This is a genomic window from Agromyces sp. Y782, assembly GCF_059445405.1.
The window spans coordinates 1140932-1164256 of the sequence record NZ_JCAIUG010000001.1 but is presented as its reverse complement, the minus strand read 5'-3'; the positions used below and the strand labels follow the sequence as shown (position 1 = coordinate 1164256).

Below are 23325 nucleotides of genomic sequence, written 5' to 3'. Positions count from 1 at the left end.
TTGTCGCTTTTTGGCGGTGTTCTTTGATCGCTTTGTGTCGGTAGTTACCGATGACGAGCAGGTCGAGCGGGTTGATCTTGAGCACTCGACCGAACTGAAGGAAGAAGCGCTGGAGGAGGCGGAAGTCGCCACGGATGATCGAGCCGAGGCGGGCGATGAACTTATCGTTGACTGACTGATCACTCTCTTATAGACTCTGGACATGGCCCGACCCCGCAGTGACGAACGACGTATCGCGATCCTCGATGCAGCGACTTCCGTGATTGCCGCGCACGGGCTGACTTCGTCAGCGACGTCGGCTATCGCGAAGGAGGCCGGTGTCTCTAACGGCTCTCTTTTTGTGTACTTCGACTCGAAGGGGACTCTGCTCAACGAGCTCTACGTGCTGCTGAAGACCGAGATGGGGCAGGCCGCGTTTGCGAACTCCTCTGAACTCGCGTCCCCTCGGGAGCAACTGCACCACATGTGGGTGCAGTGGCTGGCGTGGGCGACAAGCAACCCGGACAAGCGGCGCACGCTCGCGCAGCTCGAGGTCGCTGACGACATCACACCCAAGACCCACACGCTGGTACGCGACGCCCAACGTGACATGGCTGCGCTTCTCGAACGCTGCCGCGAAGGCGGCCCGTTGGCATCGGGGCCGATCGGCTTTGTTCTGGTGATCATTGGCGGGATCGCCGACGCAACCATGGACCTTCTCATTCGGTCTCCGTCGGCTGACAGCGATCGCGGCGAGGCGGCTTTTGAAGCCGTCTGGCGCGTGCTTGCCGGCTGACCACCCCATCCATATCAACTCATTCAGCACGACAAGGAGCATCATCATGCCTAAAAACACACCTCAGAAGAAAGCCTGGGTCATCACCGGACCCACCTCCGGGATCGGACGCCGCGCGGCCATGGAACTAGTCGACCGTGGCACCCTCGTGCTGGTCGGTCGCGATCTGGGCAAACTGCGCGAGCTCGAGAAAGAGATTAACGCCCTCCCGGGAGGCGACGCGGTCTCAGTGGTCGCGGACTTCGCGGATGTGCGGAGCGTCCGTCGTGCCGCCAAACAGATCGCAGGCCTCGGTCTGAACATCGCGGGCGTCGCCAACAACGCCGGAGGTATGCAGACGAAGGGCGGCACGAGCAAGGATGGCTGGGACATCGCCTTCGCGACCAACCACCTCGGCCCGTTCGCGTTCACCGAAGCCCTCATCCCTCATCTCGTGGACGGCACGAACGTCGTGTTCACCGCCTCGGGCGTTGAAGACCCGGAGCGCAAACCCGCTACCCAGTCCGGATTCCGCGGTTCCCGCTATATCTCAGCTGAGGCGAGCGCTCGCGGTGAATTCCTCGAGGGCGGGTCGAAGAACGCTGGCTTCGACGCCTATGCGACGTCGAAGCAGGGCAACCTCGCAACCGTCTTTTCGCTGGCTCGCCAGTACCCGCGCCTGCGCTTCCGCGCGGTCGAGCCCGGATTCAACCCGGGTACGGGACTCTCGCGCGATGCCAGCCTGTTCCTGCAATGGGTGGCCCGCTACGTGATGCAGCCCCTTGCACCGCTCATCCCGTACTGGAGTACCCCGGAACGTGCTGGCCGTCTTATCGTCGACACGCTCACCGATCCGTCGGCCGCCACGGGCATCTACTACGACGAGAACGGCAAGCCGATGAACGCGTCGAAGCAGATCAGCGAGCCCGCCTACGCTGACCGGTACATCGCCGAGAGCCGTGCACTCCTCGCGACCGTCCCCGAGGCTTCGGAGCGATGAACGTCAAACGGCCAGTCGCTCTGATCACCGGCGCCTCTTCCGGTATCGGACGGGCGTTCGCCGAGCGGTTGGCTGACGACGGTTACGACCTCATCGTCGTGGGACGCCGCACCCCCCGGCTTCACGAACTCGCTGAAAGCCTTCATGCCGCGGATGTCACGATCGTGACAGCCGACCTCGGGACCGACGAGGGGATGGACGCTGTCGCTACCCTCTGCGAGTCGCGGGAGATCGCCCTGCTTGTGAACAACGCGGGACTTGCGCACTACATGCCACTCGCCGAACTCCCGGCCGTCAAGGTTCGGGAGCTCATCCAGGTGAAAGTGATGGCCCCGGCACTGCTCACTCGCGCTGCGCTTCCTGGCATGCTCGCGCGGGGAGAGGGCACCATCCTCAATATTGCTGGCATGCTCGCATTTTCAGGCCCCGCACCCGCGGCACCGGCAGTAAGTCAGCGTGCGCTCTACACCGGCACGCTTGCCGCCGCGGTGGCGACCACGCAGACCCTCCACGCTGAACTCGTCGGCACCGGCGTGAGCGCACACGTGGTCTGCCCGGGCATTGTGGCGACCGAGTTTCACGAAGTGCAGGGAATGGACCTGTCTTTCCTTCCCCGGATGAGCGCGGCGGATGTCGTTACCGCAGCACTTACCGGTATCGGCCTCAACGAGGTCGTCATCGCTCCCGGGGTCGAAGACGCCCGCGTGCTCAACGACGTGTTCGAAGCGGACATCACGGCATTCGGCGCCCAGAGCGCCCAGCTCGCGTCCCGCTATTCGGCGGCCACGCATGTCCCTGAAAGGACAGATTCATGAACACATCTCGTCTCGCCGTCGGATTCATCGGTCTTGGCGACCAAGGACTGGCCTCGGTCTCGTCAAGCGAGATCACCCCAACGGTCAGCTTTAGCAACTTCTCCACCCCAATAGAGAGCATCGTCATAATCGGGTCGCGCGTCGTCTCGATGAACCTCGCTCCGCGGAGGACTTTGACTCCGTAGCCGAGAAGGTTCCGGGTCGACGTCATCTCGCCGATGAGCGCAAATGCCTTTTGGTTGTCAAGATGCTCGATCGGCATTGGTACTCGATTCGATTCGGGGGTTGTGTGTGACTGAACTATTGCGACGGCGGGCAAAATTGTTCTCTATCTGTATTGCAATGTTGGACGTCTGCATCGTTTGGAGGCGTCCCGTGTCGACGTCCAGACGCCTGGTCTGGCATGGTTAGGCTCGGGACAAAGCGCTTGGTCTTCTGCGACTTCGATGGCACCTCGGCGTATCGAGGGGCTCTGGTCCTCGACCTGAGAAACGGCTTTGCAGCCGATCGCTCCGGCGGCTCAGAGAGAACGGTGCACACACATGCGGATAGGCATCATCGGGGGTGGCGCGGCCGGCCTGGCGACGGCCTGGCTGTTGGAGCAGCATCACGACGTCACCCTGTTCGAGAAGGACGACCGCCTCGGCGGTCACGCCCACACCGTCGACATCGAGATCGATGGGCAGACTCTCGCCGTGGACGCGGGATTCCAGTTCTTCGGGCGGAGCGCCGCGTATTCGACGTTCAACCGACTGCTCGACGCGCTCGACGTGCCGCGCACCACGTATCCGGCGACGCTCACCGTCGCTCGCGGCGACGGCAGCCGACCGGTCGTGATGCCGCCGCTGAACAGCGGCCGCCCGGTGTGGGCGTCGCTGACACCGCGCGCTATCATGCATCTGCTGCGCTTCCGGGCGTTCCTTTCGGGCATCCCCGCGTTCCTCGCCGAGCATGACACGACGATCACGATCGCCGATTATGTCGAGCGCTGCCGGCTGCCGAAGTCGTTCGTCGATGACTTCCTGTTCCCGCTGCTGCTCGCATTCTGGTGCGTCGACCTCGCCGCTTTCCGCCGGTTCGCTGCATACAACGCGCTGTACTACCTGGGCGCGAATCTACCGAAGGGTTTCGCGCCGCCGGAGCAGAGCGAGGTTCCCGGCGGCCTCCGGGTCTACGTCGACGCCCTCGTCTCCTCGCTCGAGCGCGCGCAGCTGTTCCCTGGTGCGCCGGCCGATTCCCTCACTCGGGATGCGGACGGCTCATTACTCGTCGAGGCGGCAGGCGTGCGGCATCCCTTCGATCATGTCGTGCTGGCCTGCGATGCCCGCACCGCGCTTGACCTGCTCTCGCCGCTGCCGGAGCTGTCCGAAACCCGCGAGCAACTGGCGCGCTTCGGATACTTCGACACGACCATCGCGATCCACGGTGACCGGCGGCTCATGCCCCGCGACGAGACTGCGTGGTCGGTCGTGAACGTGCGCACAGACGGGGCGCACAGCTCGCTGTCGGTGTGGAGCCCTGCGCGCGGAATGCCCATCTTCAAGAGCTGGGTGACGTTCGACGACGAACTGCCGCAGCCGCTGTACGCGACCGCGACCTATCGGCACGGGCTCATCGACACCGCGTACTTCGACGCGCAGCGGCGGCTGCGCCCGCTGCAGGGCGCGCACGGCGTGTCGCTGGCAGGGCTGTACACCGCCGACGCCGATTCGCACGAGAGCGCGATCCTGTCGGCGGTCGCCGTCGCCGCGCGCCTCGCGCCCGACGCGCCGCGCCTCGCGCGCCTGCGCGCTTGACCCGTCGCGGTTGCCGGTCAGCCCGGCTGCCTGGTCGTCCCCGGTCGCTGAGCTTGTCGAAGCGCCCCGATCCAGGGAGTTGAACCGTACCGAGCAACGATGCCGCCCGGTGAAGAACATGCACCCCCTGTTCTAGAACATGCCTCGGCAGCGCCGGAAGCCGGTCGGTCAACGGCCTGCGGGTATCCCCGACCAGGCGGTGCACAGCCTGGGTCATCCCGGTGCCCGGATGACCCGCCCGGTGATCCTGCCCGCGCGGGCGCCGTATCTGCGACACCGTAGGTGCCTTGCAACCCTTGGGATACGAGACGTCTCACGCGTCGCTCCCCGCGCTTGACTGTTGGCGAGGTGGTGGTTCGTCGCCGTCCGCGACCCGCGAACGGGGGGGTATCCATACAGGAATGGGACAGCGTAACTTCGAACTCAACCGTATTCACACGCATCGAGCCACGCCGTAACAGTGTGGCTCGATGCGTGCTGCGCGCGCGACTGCATCACATCCTCCCCACAGAACAGGAACCCACAGTGGCACTTGAACGACGCCCGATCCGCCTCGCGGCGCTCGGCACGGCCCTCACCCTCGGCGGCGGGCTCGTACTCGCCGGCGCCGCACCGGCACAGGCTGAGGAGCTCCCACCGACCTCTGTTGCATTTGTCGGCGCGGCCGACATCCGCCCCGACGAATCGAGCTATGTCGGCTGGCACAACGGTGGTGCCGGCGCCTTCGTCGACGGTGACGATGGTCTCGCCCTGACGGGAAAGGTGCAGATCCTCAACGGATTCGACGAGCGCGCCGACAACGGCGACCTCCGCCACCTGATCGACGGCGGCATCGCGTGGAGCAGCGACAACGCCTACTTCCAGATTCCGCTCTTCTTCGACAACGACGCCAGCGAGCGGCAGTTCACGACGCTGCGCCCGGCAGACGCCGCCACGGAGTCTGCCGAGCTCGATGACCAGTGGACGACGAGCCAGGCCATCTCCGACAGCTTCGGGGCGAACAGCACCGACACCCTCGAGAATCTCCTCGCGGCGATCGAGGGCTCCGCACCGGACGATGCGGACGACATCGTGCTCCTGGGATACGGCCTGCTCGTCGACGCCGGCGCAACCGGAACCGCCTCGGGTATCAAGTGGGGCAGCCAGATCACCCTCCTTCGGCCGGCACCCGTGGCGCTGCCGATCGGTGAAGCTCCAGTCGCGGACTCGGCCGAACTCGCGGCCTTCCTCGAAGATTGGGGCGTTGTGGTCGCCGACGGCGGCTCCGCCACCCAGGGCGACAGCCTCGAGCTCGTCGTCGACACGTCGATCGACTACGGCCTCACGCACTTCGACGCGTTCGCCTACTCGGCTCCTGTCGGAGTCGGCGTGTTCCAGGCCGATGCGAACGGTCAGCTCACGGTGACGCTCTCGCCCGAAACGCTCGCCGGGCTCGCACCCGGTCAGCACACCCTGGTGCTCCTGTCCCAGGAGAGCGGTGAGCCGTTCGCGGTGACGTTCACGGTGGTCGCTGCTGCTGCGGGAGGCAACGCGACGACCACGGGCGCTACCCTCGCTGCGACCGGCACCGACGCGACGCTGCCGATCGTCGGCGGCATGCTGCTGCTGCTCGCGGGCGCGATGCTCATGTTCCGGCGTCGCGCCGGCGCTTCGGCGTAGTCAGCGCTGACGGCCGACGGGGCCGTGCGAATGCCTCCAGGCACTCGCACGGCCCCGTTCTGCGCGAGCCGAAATCTCGTGGTGGGGATCTCGGCGTTTCGGGTGGTTCAGGTGCGGGTCTTGAGCTCCCGGCCGTGCACCGTGAGTGCGTAGATCACGAGGAAGTCGAGCGTGAGAACGATGAGCGACCACCAGGGCTGTACGGGCAGCAGGAACAGTTGCCCGATGGCGTTGATGATCACGAGGATCACAGCCACCACACGTGCCCACGTCGCGCCCGAGAAGAGGGCGGCGCCGACCAGCACGAGCAGAGCGCCGCTGATCACGTGCCACCAGCCCCAGCCCTGCACGTCGAAGAGGAAGAGCGCTCCGCCGCCGGTGGTGAGGTACGCGCTGTCGGGCATGGCGAGGGCGATGAATCCGTAGAGGATGTCGAAGCCGCCCGCGATGATGAGCATGATCGCCGCGAACACTCCCCAGCCGACCCAGCCGGTTACCTGCGTATTTCCTTGCGTACTACTCATAGTGCTACTCCCTTTCGCATCGAAGCAGCGTCGGCGCGAATCTGCGACGGCGCAGATGGTGCTGGCGTCACGTTAGCGCGCGGCGGCGGAGCAGGAATGAATGGCGCCCGGCGCGCCGTCGGGGCGAGGGCCGCCGCTCACCCGGTGCCTCGCCCCGCACTTGCCTCGGCGGTTCAGCCGATCGTGACGGCGACGTCGGGCTGGTCGCTGAAGGCTCCGTCCATGCCGGCGTCCACGAACACCCGGAGCTCGCCGAGCAGGTCGCCGGGCGCGTTCGGGTCGACGCTCGAGCGGAACTCGAGGGGGAGGAACTGGTTCTCGAGCCGGAACGTCCAGCCGTGGACCGTGAGGCCGACCGCGTGCGCGCGGGCGATGGCCGCGGTCGGCGTGCCGAGCGTGCCGGCGGCGGTGCGCGGGATCATCACCGACTTCTCGAGGCCGACGCCGTCGGCATAGCCCGCGATCTCGGCGAGACCGGCGGGCGTGACCAGGTCGGCGTACGTGCGGGGGTCGCCCGCGGCCGTGAAGTCGTAGGGGCGGCCCGACGGGCTGATGAGCTGCGCGAGGTGCACGTCGGTCATCCCGTCGAGCTCCCTGAGGTTGCCGACCTCGAAGCTCTGCACGATGACCGGGGCATCGGCGCGGTCCACGTCGTCGGCCTGCAGCGCTGCGACGAGCGGCTCCTCGAGCGAGAGGCCGATCGAGTCGAAGTACGTGGGGTGCTTGGTCTCGGGGTAGACGCCGACCTGGCGGCCGTCGCAGCTCACCGAGTGGCGGGCGAGGTCGATGACCTCGTCGAGCGTGGGCACCTGGTAGAGCCCGTCGAACGCGGTGTTCGCGGGGCGCGTGAGCGGCAGGCGCTCCTTGGCGCGCAGCGTGCGGAGCTCGGTGAGCGTGAAGTCCTCCGTGAACCAGCCCGTGACATTCACTCCGTCGATGACCTTCGTCGCGCGCCGGTCGGCGAACTCGGGCCTCGCCGCGACATCCGTGGTGCCGCTGATCTCGTTCTCGTGGCGGGCGACGAGCACGCCGTCCTTCGTGGCGACCACGTCGGGTTCGATATAGTCGGCGCACTGCACGATGGCCGTCTCGTACGCGGCCAGCGTGTGCTCGGGGCGGTGCCCGCTCGCGCCGCGGTGGCCGATGATGGTCACGTCCGACGGCTCGATCTTGACCTTGTCGAGGTCGATCACGTCGAACTCGGTGTCGTCGGGCGTGCCGGGGATGCGTGCGTCGTTGCCGGGGTAGTTGTTGTCGTTGCCGATGAGCAGGCGACCGCCCTTCAGCTGCACCACTGTCTCGAACGACTGCACCGGAAGCGAGAAGACCTCGCCGGTGCCGTAGCCGTCGCCCGCACCGATGCCGTCGGGGTTGGCGATGCGGAGCGCGTCGAGCACGAGCGTCTTCTCGAGGTGGCCCTGCGCATCGGTGCGACGGAGGTTCACCTCGTAGATGCGCTTGGTCACCGACTGGTCACCCTCGAAGTCGTCGCGCTCGACGAGCAGCAGCACGTCGTTCTTCACCGTGAAGGCATCGCCGATGACGTTCGCCTCCTGATCGGTCTGGTAGCTCCACGTGCGGCCGGTGTACTCGCCGCGCCGCGTGTCGAACTCGTGGATCTCACGGCGACGCAGATCGGTCTCGTCGGCGTAGGAGCCCTCGATCACCGGGTAGAGGTAGCGGCCGTTCTTCGAGGCCGCGAGCGCCTCGAACCCTCGGCTGGCACGCACGCGCGGCGTCTCGCCGGGCTGGAGGTACGGGTTCTGCGGCGACTTCGCGCCGGTGATCGAGTACGGCTTCTCGAGCAGCGTGCCGGCGGCGTCGAAGTGCAGCAGGAACGGCCCGAACTCCTCGCCCACCCAGAACGTGCCGTCCTTCGCGAGCACGACGGATTCGATGTCGAAGTCGGCGCCCGTGAGCAGGCGCTCGGCGGAGTCGCCATTCACGATGGGGAAGTCGAGCACCCGGTTGCGGTCGTTGTAGCTGATGAAGCGCTCGACGGCGATCGAACCGTCGCCGCCGTCGGCGGTCTGCCAGTTCGGGCGCACGAGGTAATTACGCAGGAGGAAGTCCGCCGAGTTCGCCTTGGTGCCGAATCCGTTGTCGGGCTGGGCCCAGAACGTTCCGTCGCCGTTGTCGATCGCCGCGGAGAAGCCCGGGATGACCTGCCCGGCCCACGGGCCGACGCGCCCGTTGCCCGGGGACGCGAGCGCACCCGACGCAGGGCCCGACTCGAGATGATCGGCGGAGAGGGTCGCGCGGGCGACGAGCGTGGGCTCGAGCGCGTGGACGAACGGCGCCCGAGGGGTGCCCGGGCCATTGCCGCCTGGGGCGGCGATGGCGGATGCAGGGACGAGAACGGCCGCAGTGGCGGCCACTGCGGCGGTCAGGGCGATGAGGCGCGGTAGCGCGCGTCGCGTGAGGATTCGGCTCATGCCGCGAGCCAATCGTCACTGGCCTGCCCTGCGCGTGGCCGGATGAGGAAGCTTGGAAGAACGGCATGGAACGGCTCGGTGGACCGTGGCCGCTGCTCAGAGGTTCTGGCCGATGCCCCACAGTCGATCGGGTCGCCCGTCGATCGCCTCCGACACCGCGAGCGCTTGGTCGTCGGAGAGGGAGGCGACGTAGTCGATCACGCCGCGGCCGACCCCGAACCGCCGCACATCGCCGGCCGCGGGGATCGGGTGCCCGTCGGGACGCGAGTAGCGAACCCGCGCATAGCCGTCGGTCGCGATCTCGATGAGCTCCTTCAGCCGTTGCGGCAGACGGTCGCGGTCGTGCTGGTCGGTCGCCCAGGCGGTGAGGCCCTTGACGGCCCGGGTGAGCGCCCGGCTGAGCCCGCGCTGGTACATCACGATGTCGGCCCGGTCGAGGATGAAGTGCCGGTGCACGAACTTCAGGACCTCCACCTCGTGCCAGGCGCGCCGATCGAGGGTGACGAGACCGGCGCGCACCACATCGGTCGGCGCCGGCACGACGGAGGACTGCAGGTGACTGATCCAGCGGTTCGTGAACGACGACAATGCCCGCTCCGAGGCGATCGAGCCGTCGAACGGGATGGCGAGCAGTCCATCGACGAGGTCGTCGGCCACGACGTCGACGGCGGCGGCGAACGCGTCGTCGTCGGCGACCCACGCATCGCTGCGCCGGATCTTGCGGCGGAGGCGCTCGAGGGAGCCTCCCGGCGGAGCGGTGCGCTCGACGAGCGCGTCGTCGTCGAGCCCGCGAAGCTCCGCGCTGTTCTCCATCCAGCCGCGGAACTCGCGTGCGACGGCGCCCTGGCTGAGCACGCCCGCACGGTAGAAGTCGTCGACGTCGTGAATCGAGTAGGCGATGTCGTCGGCGATGTCCATGATCGAGCACTCGAGTGATTGCTGCATCGGCGGTTGCCCGGCGCGAGCCTGGTCGAGATCGACGGCGTCGATGCCGTACGCGGAGAACTTCAGCACCTCCACGCCGTCTTCCGAGCGGCGGAGCCCGCGCGGCAGCGGGCCGTCGCCGAGCGCGGCGGCGTCGACGAAGCGTGTCCACGGGTACTTCGCGACGGCGGTTCGCACCGCCGCCGTGAGATTGAGCCCGCGCGGGGCCGCCTCGCTGACGTCGAGCGCCGTCAGGATTCGGTAGCTCTGCGCGTTGCCCTCGAAGCCGTCGACGAGCCCGAGCGTGTCGCGCGCGAGGCGGTCGAGCACGCGCTCGCCGAGGTGGCCGAACGGCGGATGCCCGAGATCGTGCGCGCTCGCCGCGGCCTGCACGACGACGGCGTCGCAGCCGTGCTCGAGTGCGAATGCACGGGCCGGCGACCCGGTAGTCGTCAGCTTCACGGCGATCGCGCGCGCCACCGCCGTCACCTTGATCGAGTGGGTGAGGCGATTGTGGATGAGCGGGCCGGCGCCGGGCTGCGCGATCACCTGGGTGACGGCCGAGAGGCGTGAGAAGTACGGGGAGAACCGGATGCGCTCGAGGTCGAGCCGGAACTGCGAGTGCTCGCCGGTGACCTCGGCGCTGCTGCGCGGCTCTGGGACGAGGCGCGACGCGCGATCGATGGGCATGCGCCCAATCTATGCCGATCGACTCGCGGACGCCCGCTTCACGGACGCTGCGGGCACGGGTGCGCCGGCGGCATCCGCTCGGCTTTACTCTCCCTCCGGCGTCGCATACACTTGGTGAGGTTGTTGAAGTCAGCCAAGATTTTCTGCGCCTATTTTCGGGCTTTCACCTGGTGAGAAACGTAGTGAATCGTGGTGCCTCGACAGTCGAGTGGAACAGCCCCGGTCACCCGGTCGTTCCATAGGGCGGTGGCTCAATTGGTAGAGCAGCGGTCTCCAAAACCGCAGGTTGCAGGTTCGAGTCCTGTCCGCCCTGCGAGCCGGCAGTGATTGCCGGCCCACGAAAGGTGTACGAGGTGGCACGGAAGATCATCGAAGAGCCCAGCGAAGACGTTGTTGCCAACGCGAAGCGCGATCGCGCAGCGCGTCGGAATCCGTTCTCGCGCTTGGCCCTGTTCGTTCGCCAGGTCATCTCCGAGCTGAAGAAGGTCGTCACCCCGACCCGTAAAGAGCTCGTCAGTTTCACGTCTGTCGTGCTCGTGTTCGTCATCATCATGATGGCGATCGTGTGGGCGTTCGACCAGGTGTTCGGCTGGCTTGTGCTGTACGTCTTCGGAACACCGGGGGGCTGATCGAGCCTTCGGGGTTCGACTGATCCGGTTCGCCGCTGGCGCACAGGAGAAAAGGATTTGAGAGAAGTGTCAAGGACTGAGCGCGACGACGTCGACTGGGCCACGGCTGCAGAGCAGTCGGCCGAAGACGATGAGGCGCAGACGGGCAGCATGCTCGAGCGCGAAGAGGAATCGGTCGAGCCGGCCGAGCACCGTGCCGTGCACGTCGTCGACGACGAGGGCAACGACGTCGACCTCGACGCCGTGCTCGACGCGATGGCCGAGTCGATCGACCCCGAGGCCGACGCCGTGATCGACGACGCCCTCGACATCGACTCCGCCGACGAGGCCGAGGCCGCCGTCGAAGCCGTCATCGAAGAAGAAGCCGTCACCGAAGAAGAGGAAGAGGAAGAGGAGGCCGACCCGTACGCGGAGTTCCGCGCCGAGCTGCGCTTCCTTCCCGGCAAGTGGTACGTCATCCACTCCTACGCGGGCTTCGAGCGTCGCGTGAAGGCGAACATCGAGCAGCGCCGTGAGTCGATGGCGATGGCCGACTACATCTACCAGGTCGAAGTGCCGATGGAAGACGTGGTCGAGATCAAGAACGGCCAGCGCAAGATGGTCACGCGCGTCCGCATCCCCGGCTACGTGCTCGTGCGCATGGACCTCAACGAAGAGAGCTGGTCGGTCATCCGCCACACTCCCGGGGTCACCGGCTTCGTCGGCAACGCGCACAACCCCACCCCGCTTCGCTTCGAAGAGGCCTTCGGCATGCTGAAGAGCCTCGTCGAGATCAAGGATGTCGCTCCCGTCAAGGGTGCGAAGGCCGGCGGCGCAACCGGTGCCGCACGTGCGATTCCCGCCGAGGTCGACTTCGAGGTCGGCGAGACGATCACCATCAAAGACGGCTCGTTCGCGGGCCTGCCCGGCACGATCAACGAGATCAAGCCCGAGAGCGGCAAGCTCACCGTGCTCGTCTCGCTCTTCGAGCGCGAGACCCCGGTCGAGCTCAGCTTCGACCAGGTCACCAAGCTTTGACGCGAGCCGGATCAATGTCGCGAAGCGGCGTTGATCCGGCTCGGGGCAAGGTCGAGCGCCGGATCGAGACCCGCTCACGAGGTCTCGATACGCTTCGCTACTCGACCAGCGACTTTCCGTTACAATTGACAGGTTGTGCGCTCGCGCGCAGCCGCACAGATCACCGCATCCCGGAACGGCCGGGTGTGCGGGAGAGTGCCCCGGCATCCGGGGCGTTCGAACAGAAAGAGAGAAATCATGGCACCGAAGAAGAAGGTCACCGGTCTGATCAAGCTTCAGATCAAGGCCGGCGCTGCGAACCCGGCCCCGCCCATCGGCCCGGCCCTGGGTCAGCACGGCGTGAACATCATGGAGTTCTGCAAGGCCTACAACGCGGCGACCGAAGCCCAGCGCGGCAACGTCATCCCCGTTGAGATCACGGTTTACGAAGACCGTTCGTTCACCTTCGTCCTGAAGACCCCGCCCGCCGCCGAGCTCATCAAGAAGGCTGCCGGCGTCGCAAAGGGGTCTGGCGTTCCGCACACCACCAAGGTCGGCAAGCTGACCCAGGCGCAGGTGCGCGAGATCGCCGAGTCGAAGATGGTCGACCTCAACGCCAACGACCTCGACGCCGCGTCGAAGATCATCGCGGGCACCGCTCGCTCGATGGGCATCACGGTCGAATAGGCCTCAGTTCCCTGAGCTCGTCGAAGGGAACGCACGCTCGCCCGCTTCGACAAGCTCGGCGAGCTCACCAGAACTCAGCATCCGTGGCAGCGCCCGCCAGGCGCAGATGACCACACTCTCTCAAGGAGAAACAACATGGCACAGAAGTCCAAGGCCTACCGCGCCGCGGCCGAGAAGATCGAAGACGGCAAGTTCTACACCCCGAGCGAGGCAGTCGCCATCGCGAAGGAGACCGGTTCGGCGAAGTTCGACTCGACCGTCGAGGTCGCGCTGAAGCTCGGCGTCGACCCTCGCAAGGCAGACCAGATGGTGCGCGGCACCGTCATCCTTCCGCACGGCACCGGCAAGACCGCTCGCGTCATCGTGTTCGCAACCGGCCCCGCGGCCGAGGCTGCGATCGCGGCAGGCGCCGATGAGGTCGGCGGCGCCGAGCTCATCGAGAAGGTCGCCGGCGGTTACACCGCGTTCGACTCGGCGGTCTCGACCCCCGAGCTCATGGGCCAGGTCGGCCGTCTCGGCAAGGTGCTCGGCCCCCGTGGTCTCATGCCGAACCCGAAGACCGGCACCGTGACCCCTGACGTCGCCAAGGCCGTCTCCGACATCAAGGGCGGCAAGATCGAGTTCCGCGTCGACAAGCACTCCAACGTGCACTTCGTCGTGGGCAAGGCCTCCTTCACCAAGGAGCAGCTCGAAGAGAACGCCAACGCCGCTCTCGAAGAGATCGTGCGTCTGAAGCCGTCGAGCTCCAAGGGCCGCTACATCCAGAAGGGCGCCGTGTCGACCACGTTCGGCCCCGGCATCCCCCTCGACGTCAACGCCATCTAGGGTCGCCCACGCTCGAAGGGCTCGCCGGTTCGCCGGCGGGCCCTTCGTCGTACGCGGCCCGACGCCGCCCCTTGCGGCGTCGGTGGTGAGGCGTACGCTGGCGGCATGAGCGAACGAACCACTGCAGTGCTCGCGTCGGTGGCCACGATCGTGGTCGCCGCAGCCGCCGCATATTGGATGACTCTCATCGGTGCTTTCGGCCCGGCCGTCTACACTGTCGTGCTGGCGCTCATCATCGTCTGGCTGCTCATTGCGGCCGAACGCCACCGCACCCTCGATCGCGTCGACGACGAGTCGTTGCGTCGCGGCGAAGTGGTGCACTGGCTCTGACCGACGACGGCGCTGAGGTGTCGTCACCCCGCGATGACGAACGCCCGCTCGCCGAGCGGCACACGCTCCGAGACATCCGTGCGCTCGACGACCGCCCCGGGCGGACCGTTCGCAAACCATTCGAGCACGGCATCGACGGATGCCGCTTCCCCCTCGATCTCGGCTTCCACCGTGTTGTCGGCCGTGTTGCGCACCCAACCGGTCACACGCAGCCGTCGGGCCTCGAGCTGTGCGGAGTAGCGGAAGCCGACGCCCTGCACGATTCCGTGCACGACGATGTGTCTGCGGATCATGCGATTCAGCGTAGGCCGTGGGGCGGGCAGCAGGCGCGCTGGGGCATGCCGCCGATCGTCTCGCAGCCGTGGCCCAGGCGACACACGAACCGAATCCGGGCGACTCGAGCGTGCGAGTCTGAAATGATCGAGACATGACCTGCACCACCCCGCTCCAGCACGATGTCCTGCGGGGCGCCGCGTTTTCCCGCAGCGACAGGACTCCGCGTGGCTGAGGGCACACTCGCGCGGATCCTCGAAGCGCTCGAGGGACCCGGATTCCAGCACGGCGTCATCGGGTCAGCGGCGCATCGCCGGCTCGCCCCGGTGTGCGCCGAGATCGACGAAGAGCTCGCCGAAGGCAGGGCCGAGCGCGTCGACCGCTCGCCGACCACCGCGCGTCTCATCGGGTCGGCCCGGGACTGGGCCGACCGGGTCGGGGCCGGTGACGTGCCAGAAGGGGCGGACGCTCGCGCGCTGGTGGCCCTGCTTCGAGAACTCGCCGACTCGCTCGACCCGATCGACACACGACCGCGCTGAGTCGCCGATCGACTGAGCTCGTCGGTCAGGCGACCGGCTCTTCGGTGCGTTCGCTCGGCTCGGCGCGGTGCGATCGAAGCCGCTCCGCCACCGCGATCGCGTCGCCCGAAGGTGCGTCGGATTTGCGATCGGGGCGGGCGATGAAGAGGTACGCCAGCCCGGTGATCGCGACGACGCCGAGGCCGATCAGCACGACGAAATCGGTGAAGAAGTCGCCCGACGTGCCTGGCAGTGAGAGCAGCACGATCGCGAAGATCCCGTAGGCGAGCGCAACGATGTTGATGACGAAGCCCCACGAGCCGAGCGAGAAGGGTCCGGCCGGCCGCCATCCCTTGAACCGCTGCCGGAGCGAGGCGAGCACGACCATCTGGAAGGCGACGTAGATGCCGAGCACCGCGAACGCCGTGACCGGAACCAGCAGGTCGTTGTTCGCCCAGATGAGCACGGCGATGAGGGCGGGCGCGGTGCACGCCACGATGAGTGCGTTCGTCGGCACTTTGGTGTTCGGCGAGACCCTCGAGAGCCAGCGGTGCCCAGGGATCATGCCGTCGCGGGCAAAGGAGAACAGCAGGCGGCTTGCCGCGGCCTGCAGGCTCAACACGCACGAGAGGAACGCCGTGATCGCGACGACGAGGAAGAGCTTCGCGCCAACCGATCCGAGGGTCGCCTCGAGGATGCCGGGGATGGGATCGGCATCCGCTCCGTCGACGATCGATGCGAGATCGGGCGCTGCGAGCACGTACCCGCCGAACGAGAACAGGGCGGAGACTCCGCCGACGAGGATCGTCAGCATCATCGCCTTGGGAATGCGCCGGGCCGGGTTCTCGACCTCCTCGGCGACGTCGCCGCACGCCTCGAAGCCGTAGAACAGGAAGAGTCCAGCGAGAGCGGCGCCCATGAAGGCCGCCGCGTAGCTGCCATCGCCCTCGACGCCCATCGTGTCGAAGAACACGCTGAACTCCTGCTTGCGCTGGAAGATCAGCAGGTAGAGGCCGAGGCCGATGACGCCGATCAGCTCGGCGGCGAGGCCGATGCGCGCGACGCGGGCGAGCCATTTGGTGCCCGTGAAGTTGATGGCGAGGGCGACGAGGAGGAACGCGAGCGTGATCAACAGCGTCGACTCGTTCGTGTGGTCGATGCCGAAGAGGCTCGCTGCGAAGCCGGATCCGAACTCCGCGACCGCGGTGATCGTGACGATCATCGCCCAGATGTAGACCCATGCCGCCATCCAGGCGTAGCGACGGCCCCACAGGCGCCGGGCCCACGGGTAGATGCCGCCGTGGATCGGGTACTGCGAGACGACCTCGCCGAACACGAGCGAGACGAGCAGCTGGCCGGCGCCGACGATGACGATCCACCAGATCGACGGCGGCCCGCCGATGGCGAGGGCGACCGCGAACAGCGAGTACACGCCGACGAGGGGGGAGAGGTAGGTGAAGCCGAGGGCGAAGTTCGCCCAGAGGCTCATCGAGCGGTTGAACGAATCCTCGTAGCCGAGCACGCTCAGGTGCTCGCCGTCGGAGAGGCTCGCTGCGGGTTGGCGGTCTTCGGACATCGCTGCCTTCCAGGGTGATCAGGCGTCGGCCGCCCCCGCCGACGACACCACGCCGTCGTGGTGTCGCGCCAGCTTAGCCAGACATCCGGTCATAAAGCTATAGTTCCGGATGATTAGATTCCAGGGCGACTCGCGGGTGAGCGGATGCCGCGGCATCCGCTCGGCGTAGCATGGCCGCCATGGGGGAGATGAGCGACTACATCGCCGGGCTCGAGGAGCCCGATCGTGACGTCATCGAGCGCATCAGGGCCCGTGCGGTCGCGCTCGTGCCCGATGCCGAAGAGGGGGTGAGCTACGGCATGCCCGCGCTGCGCTACCGGGATTCACCGCTCCTGAGCATCATGAAGGCGAAGGAGCACATCGGCCTCTACCCGTACAGCCCGCCGGTGATCGAGGCGATCTCGTCGGAGCTCGACGGGTATTCGTGGGCCAAGGGCACGATCAGGTTCACGCCGGAGCATCCGCTGCCCGACTCGCTCGTCGACCGCATCATCCTGCTGCGCCGTGACGAGATCGACGAGAGGAAGAAGCGCTAGCGGTCGCATCGTGCGCCGGTGCGACAGCTGAGCCGAGGAAGGACGCATCATCCGCGGAGCGCATGCAACTCCCGGCTGATCGCCCGCAGGCCTTTTTCGAGCGCCCTGAGCTCTTCGACGGTCAGGCCCCGCAGCACGTCGTTGCCGAGCTCCGGGCGGGCGCCCAGGATCTCGGCGACGACGGTGCGTCCGAGTTTCGTGGGGCGCAGTCGGCGCACGCGATGATCAGCCGGAGTGGTGACGCGTTCGACCAGGCCTTGGCCGACGAGCCGGTCGACGAGCTTCGACACCGTCGCCATCGACACCGAGAAACGTTGTGCGACCTCGGTCGTCGTCATCCCGTCTGCCACGACGAGAGAGGTCAGCGTCTTGAGCTGTTGGATGGTCAGATCGGTCTGCAGCAGCGACCCCAGGATCCGCGGAATGGAGCGCACGGTGATCGCGATCGTCAGCGACTCGATGCGTCGCTGGACCTCGTCTCTCTCGTCCCCACCCACGTCTTCACGGTAGTGGCTTGCCAGTCGATACCCAGTTACATTTCCTTAGCTTGCGACTAACCTTTATCCAGGAGAAGTTCCGATCCGGAGTCGTGTCGGGCCCGGATCGGAGCGCGCCCACCCTTGGTGGGCGCCCGCGCGTGCGCCCTCGATTCCGCTCTCGACTCGACGACGGGCGAAAGGAGAAACAGTATGAACCGATTCGCAGCAGAGGCAACCGCCTCGATCGACATCGACGCGATCCGCGAGAAGTACGCCGCGGAGCGCGACCGCCGCATCCGCCCCGACGGGGCCCGCCAGTACCGCCGCGCCGCGGGCGAGTTCGGCTACTACGCGGTCGACCCGTATACCCCGCGCGTCGACCGCGAACCCGTCACCGACCGCGTCGAGGTGCTCGTCATCGGCGCCGGCTTCGGCGGTTTGCTCACCGCCGCGTTCCTGCGGGATGCGGGAGCCGACTCCGTCCGCGTCATGGACGAGGGGGGCGACGTTGGCGGCACCTGGTATTGGAACCGCTACCCCGGCGTGCGCTGCGACATCGAGTCGTACGTCTACATGCCGCTCCTCGAGGAGACGGGGTATCTGCCGAAGGAGCGCTACGCGCCAGGCGAAGAGATCCGGCAGCACGCCGTGCGCATCGCCGAGCACTACGACCTGTACCGCGACTTCGTGCCGCACACTCGTGCGACCGCACTCACCTGGCATGACGACTCGTCGGAGTGGCTCATCGAGACCGACAGGGGCGATCGCTTCCGCGCCCGGTACGTCATCACTTCGTCGGGCACGCTGACGCAGCCGAAGCTGCCGGGCATCCCGGGCATCGAGTCGTTCCGCGGCCACACCTTCCACACCAGCCGATGGGACTACGCGTATACGGGTGGCAGCGCTGACGGCGACCTCACAGGCCTCACAGGCAGGCGCGTCGCCGTCGTCGGAACCGGCGCGACGGGTCTGCAGGTCATTCCCCATCTCGCCGAGAGCGCGAAAGAGCTCATCGTCTTCCAGCGCACACCTTCCACGGTCGACGTGCGAGACAACCGACCGACCGATCCTGCGTGGGCGGCCTCGCTGCAGCCGGGCTGGCAGCGCGAGCGGATGGAGAACTTCCTCTCCGTTCTGGCCGGAGAGCCGGTGCCGGAGTCCCTCGTGACCGACGGGTGGACGGCCACGACGAGCCTGCAGCGACACATCCTCTCGGGCTCCCTCGATGAGACCCTCGACCCAGCTGAACGCGAACGCCAGGACGAGCTCGACGACGCCGCGACCATGGACCGTATCCGCGCCCGCGTCGACGAGGTCGTCGACGACCCTGCGACCGCCGAGGCACTCAAGCCCTGGTACCGCTACATGTGCAAGCGCCCGGGATTCAGCGATCTCTATCTGCAGTCGTTCAACCGCCCGAACGTCACCCTGGTCGACACTGCCAGCTTCCACGGCATCACGGCGATGACCGAGAACGCGGTGGTGGTCGGCGATACCGCATACGAGGTCGACTGCGTCGTGTTCGCGACCGGATTCGAGACCGGTGTCTCCGGCGTCATGTCGGGGACGCTGCCCGTCGTCGGTCGGAATGGGCGTGCGCTGCTGGAGGCGTGGGCGCGTGGCCCCCGCACGCTCCACGGCTACTCCACACACGGGTTCCCGAACCTGTTCCAGCTCGGCGCGCTCCAGAACGCCAACTCGGTGAACTTCACGCACATCCTCCAGGAGCAGGCCGAGCATATCGCCGCCGTCATCACTCGCGCCGACGTCGAGGGTGCCATACGCGTCGAACCCACCGCAGAGGCGGAAGCCGACTGGCTGCGCACGGTTCACGACACCGCACGTGACGTGTCGGCATTCCAGGCCGCGTGCACTCCCGGCTACTACAACGCCGAGGGCACGCAGGCCATCACGGGATTCACCTACTCACCCGGCCCCGTGGCATTCCATCGGCTGCTGCGCGCCCAACGCGACGGCGACCTGAGCGAGCTCCTCGTCCGCGACGAAGACGAGCTGCGTGCGCGCGACAGCAGCCTCGCGGAGGCCGCCTCGTGAGCTGATCAGCTCGCGGGCATCTTGCATGCTGCGGGGGCGGATGTCGCCAGACACCGCCCCCGCACCGGCCCGGTCGGCTCGCTAGCCTTGAAGGAACATCCGATCCCGACGCAAGGACGACAGTTGCCCTCGACGCTCTTCCGGCATGCCCGCATCCACACGCTCCACGGGAGCGCCGCGCCCGCCGAGGCGTTGCTCGCCGTCGACGGGGTGATCGCCGCGATCGGCGAAGATGCAGAACTCCGGCGGCTCGCTGCTCCGGGCACGGTCGAGGTCGACCTCGACGGTCTCGCGGTCGTGCCGGGATTCATCGACGCGCACATCCACACGGCGTTGCTCGCGAGCGAGCGTGGCGAGCTCGACCTGCGTGGGGTGCACGGCCTCGATGAGGCGCTCTCCGCCGTTCGTGCCCGCGCGGCAGGACTTCCGGTGGGCCAGGGCATCTTCTGGGGCAGCTGGGACTCGAACACCTGGGTTGTGCCGGTGCAACCCGACCGCTACCGCCTCGACCGGGTCTGCCCCGATCGCCCGGTCGTGCTGCCGAGCGTCGACGGGCACACCGTCTGGGCCAACAGTTTCGCCCTCGCGGCGGCCGGGATCACCGCGGCCACCCCCGACCCCATCGGCGGCGAGATCGTGCGCGATGCGCATGGCGAGCCCACCGGCATCCTTCGGGAGGAGGCGCAGCGTCTGTTCGACGCGCTCATCGGTGGGCCCTCCGTCGTCGATCTCGTCGAACTGCTGGCGGCCGAGCAAGAGCACCTGCTCGCCGTCGGGCTCACCGGGCTGCACGACATCGACGGCGAAGACGCCCGTGCGGCGTACCTCGAGCTGCAGCGAAACGGGCGACTGAAGCTCCGCGTCCACAAGGCCATCCCCGCCGAGCATCTCGATGCGGCGATCGCCGAGGGCCGGTACACGGGCCAGGGCGACGACTGGTTCCAGACCGGGCCGGTCAAGCTCTTCTCCGACGGCGCGCTCGGCTCGCACACCTCGCACATGGGTGAGGCATTCATCGGCGAGGCGGGCAATCGCGGCATCGAGGTGATTCCCTACCCTCGCTTGCGCGAACTCGTGCGGAAGGCCGCCGCGGCGGGTATCGCCGTGGCAACGCACGCGATCGGCGACGAGGCGAACCACCTCGTGCTGAACGCCTACGAGGAGGTCACCGAGCTCAGCCGAGCCGCGGGCCTCCGGCATCGCATCGAACACGCCCAGCACATCCGCTGGGACGATGTACCGCGCTTCGCGGAGCTCGGCGTGATCCCCTCACTGCAGCCGACCCACTGCACCTCGGACATCGCACTCGCGTCGACCCTCCTCGCCGGCCGCAGCCTCGCGAACTACGCGTGGCGCGCGCTCGCCGACTCCGGCGCGCACCTGGCCTTCGGCTCCGATGCGCCGGTCGAGAGCCCCAACCCGATGTACGCCGTGCATGCGGCGGTCACCCGCGAGAATGCCGAAGGTGCCCCGACCGGCGGCTGGGAGCCCGAGCAGCGGATCACCGTCGCCGAGGCCCTCGCCGCCCACTCGGCGGGCAGCGCCTACGCCGCGCACCGCGAGGGGCGCCAGGGAAGCCTCGAAGTCGGCAAGCTCGCGGACTTCGTCGCCCTCGAGCGCGATCCGTTCGAGGTGGAGCCGGTCGAACTCCGCGAGCTGCGCGTCGCGACGACGGTGGTCGGCGGCGAGGTGCGATTCAGGCGGGAGCAGTAGGCGCGCGGCCGACGGGCGGGCGGGGCCGCGGTCCGGGTGTGGTTACGGCACCACTGCTTGTGTTCGCGAGCGCCCTGAGACGACGGATGCCCCGGGGCGCCGGCCCCGGGGCATCCGCTCATGTTCCGGTGATCAGCCGATGCGGATCATCTTCTTGTTGACGAACTCGTCGGCACCGAAGCGACCGAGCTCGCGGCCGGAGCCCGAGCGCTTGATGCCGCCGAAGGGCAGTTCGGCGCCGTCGGCGCCCACGACGTTCACGAAGACCATGCCGGCCTCGATCGAGTCGGCCACGCGCAGGGCCTGCTCGGCGTCGGTCGTGAACACGTAGGAGCCGAGCCCGAACGGGGTGTCGTTCGCGAGCTGCACGGCCTCGGCTTCGCCCGCGACCTTGAAGATCTGCGCCACGGGGCCGAAGAACTCCTCGTGGAACGCGTCGGAGCCGGGCTTCACATCGGTGAGCACGGTGCCGGCGAAGAAGTTGCCGTCAGCGGTGCCGCCCGCGACGAGCGTGGCGCCCTGCGCGACGGCGCGCTCGACCTGCTCGGCGAGGGTCTCGGTCGCCTTCGCCGAAGAGAGCGGGCCGAGGCCGGTGCCCTCCTTCGCCGGGTCGCCCGGTTCGACCGAGGTGATCGCAGCGGTGAACTTGTCGAGGAAGGGCTCGTACAGCTCATCGACGACGATGAAGCGCTTCGCGGCGTTGCAGGATTGACCGTTGTTGTCGAGGCGTGCCGCGACGGCCGCTTCGACGGTCGCATCGAGGTCGTCGGTCGACAGCAGGATGAAGGGGTCGCTGCCGCCGAGCTCGAGCACGACCTTCTTCAGATGACGGCCGGCGATCTCGGCGATCGCGGCGCCCGCACGCTCGGACCCGGTGAGCGAGACGCCCTGTACACGCTTGTCGGCGATGACCGTGGCGATCTGGTCGTGCGACGCGTAGATGTTGACGTAGGCGCCCTCGGGGAAGCCCGCGTCGCGGATGATCTGCTCGATCGCGGCGGCCGACTCGGGGCATTGCTCGGCGTGCTTCAAGAGGATCGTGTTGCCGATCACGAGGTTCGGGCCCGCGAAGCGGGCGACCTGGTAATACGGGAAGTTCCACGGCATGACGCCGAGCAGCACACCGAGCGAATCGCGGCGAATGAGCGCCGAGCCCTCGCCCGCGAGCAGCTCGATCGGCTCGTCTTTCAGCAGCGACTCGGCGTTGTCGGCGTAGTACGCGTAGATGTCGGCGCTGTAATCGACCTCGGCGTAGGCCTGCTCGATGGGCTTGCCCATCTCGCGCACGATGATCGCGGCGAGTTCGTCGCGGCGCTCGAGGTGCAGCTCGCCGACGCGGCGGACGAGTGCGGCGCGCTCGGAGACGGTGGTCGAGCGCGACCAGGTGCGGTGCGTCTCGTCGGCCGAGGCGATGGCGGCCTCGAGCTCGGCGTCGGTGATCGTCGGGTAGGTCTTGACGGTCTCACCGGTTGCAGGATTGGTCACGGCATAGCTCATGGGGTTCTCCTTCTCGGGTGCACCCGCGCCAGCCAGTCCTCGACCTGATGAAGGGGTTCGTCTGCCGCGATGCATACGCTCCCGTCAAAGATATAACAGCGGATGATTCATTTCGACCCGGATGCCGCGGCTTCTCGGTTAGGCGCCGAGGAGGGCTGCGGGTACCACGGCGATGCCGTCTCGGCGCCGATACGCATGGGGGCCGGTGGTGACGACCACGGCATCGACGAGTGCGTCGCCCAACTTTTCACGTAACCAATGCAAGTGGCGCACGTCGGCGTCTTCGATCGTCGGGGAGAGTTTCACCTCGACCGCCACGACGGTGTGATCTCCGCGGTGCACGATGAAGTCGACTTCGCGGTCGCCGTTCTTGCTGCGGAAGTGGCTGAGTCGAGCCTCGTTCGATTGGGCATAGGTCTGGAGGCTGAGAGCGACAAGCGACTCGAACAAGCGGCCGAGCAGCGACCCGTGCTGTGGGCCGAGTGGGGCCGGGGCCGTCGCCCCGAGCAGATCGCTGCGCTCGAGCCCGAGAAGGCGGGCTGCGAGTGCCGGATCTACAACCAACCGGACTTTTACGCTACATCTAGCACGAGTTCTACGCTGCAACTAGCCAG

Annotated in this window: 23 protein-coding genes and 1 tRNA gene; 16 read left to right on the top strand and 8 right to left on the bottom strand. The window is 67.4% G+C overall.

Features of this window, described 5'->3' with window-relative positions; translation table 11 throughout:
* Nucleotides 1–16 precede the first annotated feature (16 nt).
* The 6 genes from AC1C2S_RS05390 (at nucleotide 17) to AC1C2S_RS05365 (ending at nucleotide 6024) form a co-directional block, all read left to right on the top strand.
* Nucleotides 17–175 (top strand): hypothetical protein, encoded by a 159-nt coding sequence (locus AC1C2S_RS05390; RefSeq protein ID WP_495351505.1) that lies wholly within the window; start codon nucleotides 17–19, stop codon nucleotides 173–175.
* 27 nt (nucleotides 176–202) lie between these two features.
* The gene (locus AC1C2S_RS05385; RefSeq protein WP_495351504.1) at nucleotides 203–775 is read left to right on the top strand and encodes a TetR/AcrR family transcriptional regulator; all 573 of its coding nucleotides are present in this window, start codon (nucleotides 203–205) and stop codon (nucleotides 773–775) included.
* On the top strand, nucleotides 765–1754 hold the full coding sequence (locus AC1C2S_RS05380) for an SDR family NAD(P)-dependent oxidoreductase (protein ID WP_495351503.1): 990 nt from the start codon (nucleotides 765–767) through the stop codon (nucleotides 1752–1754). The genes AC1C2S_RS05385 and AC1C2S_RS05380 overlap by 11 nt, the downstream gene beginning before the upstream one ends.
* Complete coding sequence (locus AC1C2S_RS05375) at nucleotides 1751–2569, top strand: SDR family NAD(P)-dependent oxidoreductase (RefSeq protein ID WP_495351502.1); 819 nt, start codon at nucleotides 1751–1753, stop codon at nucleotides 2567–2569. Before AC1C2S_RS05380 ends, AC1C2S_RS05375 begins: the two co-directional genes overlap by 4 nt.
* Before the next feature lie 542 nt (nucleotides 2570–3111).
* Nucleotides 3112–4365: an FAD-dependent oxidoreductase gene (locus tag AC1C2S_RS05370; RefSeq protein ID WP_495351501.1), complete on the top strand. Its 1254-nt coding sequence runs from the start codon at nucleotides 3112–3114 to the stop codon at nucleotides 4363–4365.
* Nucleotides 4366–4890: 525 nt separating this feature from the next.
* A complete protein-coding gene (locus AC1C2S_RS05365; protein WP_495351500.1) occupies nucleotides 4891–6024 on the top strand; it encodes an LPXTG cell wall anchor domain-containing protein in 1134 nt (377 codons plus the stop codon).
* Between the two features lie 107 nt (nucleotides 6025–6131).
* Here AC1C2S_RS05365 and AC1C2S_RS05360 read toward each other — a convergent pair whose 3' ends face one another.
* The 3 genes from AC1C2S_RS05360 to dgt all read right to left on the bottom strand — a co-directional run bounded on the left by AC1C2S_RS05360 (nucleotide 6132) and on the right by dgt (nucleotide 10597).
* Nucleotides 6132–6548, bottom strand: a complete 417-nt coding sequence (locus tag AC1C2S_RS05360) for a DUF7144 family membrane protein (RefSeq protein WP_495351499.1) — start codon at nucleotides 6546–6548, stop codon at nucleotides 6132–6134.
* Between the two features lie 173 nt (nucleotides 6549–6721).
* Complete coding sequence (locus tag AC1C2S_RS05355) at nucleotides 6722–8983, bottom strand: esterase-like activity of phytase family protein (protein WP_495351498.1); 2262 nt, start codon at nucleotides 8981–8983, stop codon at nucleotides 6722–6724.
* Nucleotides 8984–9079: 96 nt separating this feature from the next.
* Nucleotides 9080–10597, bottom strand: coding sequence for a dGTP triphosphohydrolase (gene dgt / locus AC1C2S_RS05350; RefSeq protein ID WP_495351497.1), 1518 nt, complete (start codon nucleotides 10595–10597; stop codon nucleotides 9080–9082).
* A gap of 240 nt (nucleotides 10598–10837) precedes the next feature.
* On the opposite strand from dgt, the gene AC1C2S_RS05345 reads away from it, so the two are divergent.
* From AC1C2S_RS05345 to AC1C2S_RS05320, 6 genes are all read left to right on the top strand, one after another.
* Nucleotides 10838–10910: transfer RNA gene (locus tag AC1C2S_RS05345), tRNA-Trp, on the top strand.
* Between the two features lie 40 nt (nucleotides 10911–10950).
* The gene (secE, locus tag AC1C2S_RS05340; protein WP_495351496.1) at nucleotides 10951–11226 is read left to right on the top strand and encodes a preprotein translocase subunit SecE; all 276 of its coding nucleotides are present in this window, start codon (nucleotides 10951–10953) and stop codon (nucleotides 11224–11226) included.
* A 66-nt stretch (nucleotides 11227–11292) separates the two neighbouring features.
* Nucleotides 11293–12243 carry a transcription termination/antitermination protein NusG gene (gene nusG, locus AC1C2S_RS05335; protein ID WP_495351495.1) on the top strand — a complete coding sequence of 317 codons (951 nt, stop codon included), beginning with the start codon at nucleotides 11293–11295 and terminating at the stop codon, nucleotides 12241–12243.
* A 237-nt stretch (nucleotides 12244–12480) separates the two neighbouring features.
* Entirely contained in the window at nucleotides 12481–12909 is a 429-nt protein-coding gene (gene rplK / locus AC1C2S_RS05330; protein WP_495351494.1) for a 50S ribosomal protein L11, read from the top strand.
* A gap of 135 nt (nucleotides 12910–13044) precedes the next feature.
* Nucleotides 13045–13734 (top strand): 50S ribosomal protein L1, encoded by a 690-nt coding sequence (rplA, locus tag AC1C2S_RS05325; protein WP_495351493.1) that lies wholly within the window; start codon nucleotides 13045–13047, stop codon nucleotides 13732–13734.
* 105 nt (nucleotides 13735–13839) lie between these two features.
* Nucleotides 13840–14064, top strand: coding sequence for a hypothetical protein (locus AC1C2S_RS05320; RefSeq protein ID WP_495351492.1), 225 nt, complete (start codon nucleotides 13840–13842; stop codon nucleotides 14062–14064).
* A 23-nt stretch (nucleotides 14065–14087) separates the two neighbouring features.
* Here the strand turns inward: AC1C2S_RS05320 and AC1C2S_RS05315 are convergent, their stop codons facing one another.
* Nucleotides 14088–14357: an acylphosphatase gene (locus tag AC1C2S_RS05315; RefSeq protein WP_495351491.1), complete on the bottom strand. Its 270-nt coding sequence runs from the start codon at nucleotides 14355–14357 to the stop codon at nucleotides 14088–14090.
* A gap of 207 nt (nucleotides 14358–14564) precedes the next feature.
* On the opposite strand from AC1C2S_RS05315, the gene AC1C2S_RS05310 reads away from it, so the two are divergent.
* A complete protein-coding gene (locus tag AC1C2S_RS05310) occupies nucleotides 14565–14876 on the top strand; it encodes a hypothetical protein (RefSeq protein WP_495351490.1) in 312 nt (103 codons plus the stop codon).
* A gap of 25 nt (nucleotides 14877–14901) precedes the next feature.
* Here the strand turns inward: AC1C2S_RS05310 and AC1C2S_RS05305 are convergent, their stop codons facing one another.
* The gene (locus tag AC1C2S_RS05305) at nucleotides 14902–16431 is read right to left on the bottom strand and encodes an APC family permease (protein WP_495351489.1); all 1530 of its coding nucleotides are present in this window, start codon (nucleotides 16429–16431) and stop codon (nucleotides 14902–14904) included.
* 179 nt (nucleotides 16432–16610) lie between these two features.
* Between AC1C2S_RS05305 and AC1C2S_RS05300 the strand changes: the two genes are divergently transcribed.
* Nucleotides 16611–16967, top strand: a complete 357-nt coding sequence (locus tag AC1C2S_RS05300; RefSeq protein ID WP_495351488.1) for an iron chaperone — start codon at nucleotides 16611–16613, stop codon at nucleotides 16965–16967.
* Between the two features lie 47 nt (nucleotides 16968–17014).
* Here the strand turns inward: AC1C2S_RS05300 and AC1C2S_RS05295 are convergent, their stop codons facing one another.
* Nucleotides 17015–17464 (bottom strand): MarR family winged helix-turn-helix transcriptional regulator, encoded by a 450-nt coding sequence (locus AC1C2S_RS05295; protein WP_495351487.1) that lies wholly within the window; start codon nucleotides 17462–17464, stop codon nucleotides 17015–17017.
* Nucleotides 17465–17656: 192 nt separating this feature from the next.
* Between AC1C2S_RS05295 and AC1C2S_RS05290 the strand changes: the two genes are divergently transcribed.
* Nucleotides 17657–19501 (top strand): flavin-containing monooxygenase, encoded by a 1845-nt coding sequence (locus AC1C2S_RS05290; RefSeq protein ID WP_495351486.1) that lies wholly within the window; start codon nucleotides 17657–17659, stop codon nucleotides 19499–19501.
* Between the two features lie 123 nt (nucleotides 19502–19624).
* Nucleotides 19625–21214, top strand: coding sequence for an amidohydrolase (locus AC1C2S_RS05285; protein ID WP_495351485.1), 1590 nt, complete (start codon nucleotides 19625–19627; stop codon nucleotides 21212–21214).
* Between the two features lie 132 nt (nucleotides 21215–21346).
* Here the strand turns inward: AC1C2S_RS05285 and AC1C2S_RS05280 are convergent, their stop codons facing one another.
* On the bottom strand, nucleotides 21347–22711 hold the full coding sequence (locus AC1C2S_RS05280; RefSeq protein WP_495351484.1) for an NAD-dependent succinate-semialdehyde dehydrogenase: 1365 nt from the start codon (nucleotides 22709–22711) through the stop codon (nucleotides 21347–21349).
* Nucleotides 22712–22849: 138 nt separating this feature from the next.
* Nucleotides 22850–23275 (bottom strand): DUF4143 domain-containing protein, encoded by a 426-nt coding sequence (locus AC1C2S_RS05275; RefSeq protein ID WP_495351483.1) that lies wholly within the window; start codon nucleotides 23273–23275, stop codon nucleotides 22850–22852.
* Between the last annotated feature and the right edge of the window lie 50 nt (nucleotides 23276–23325).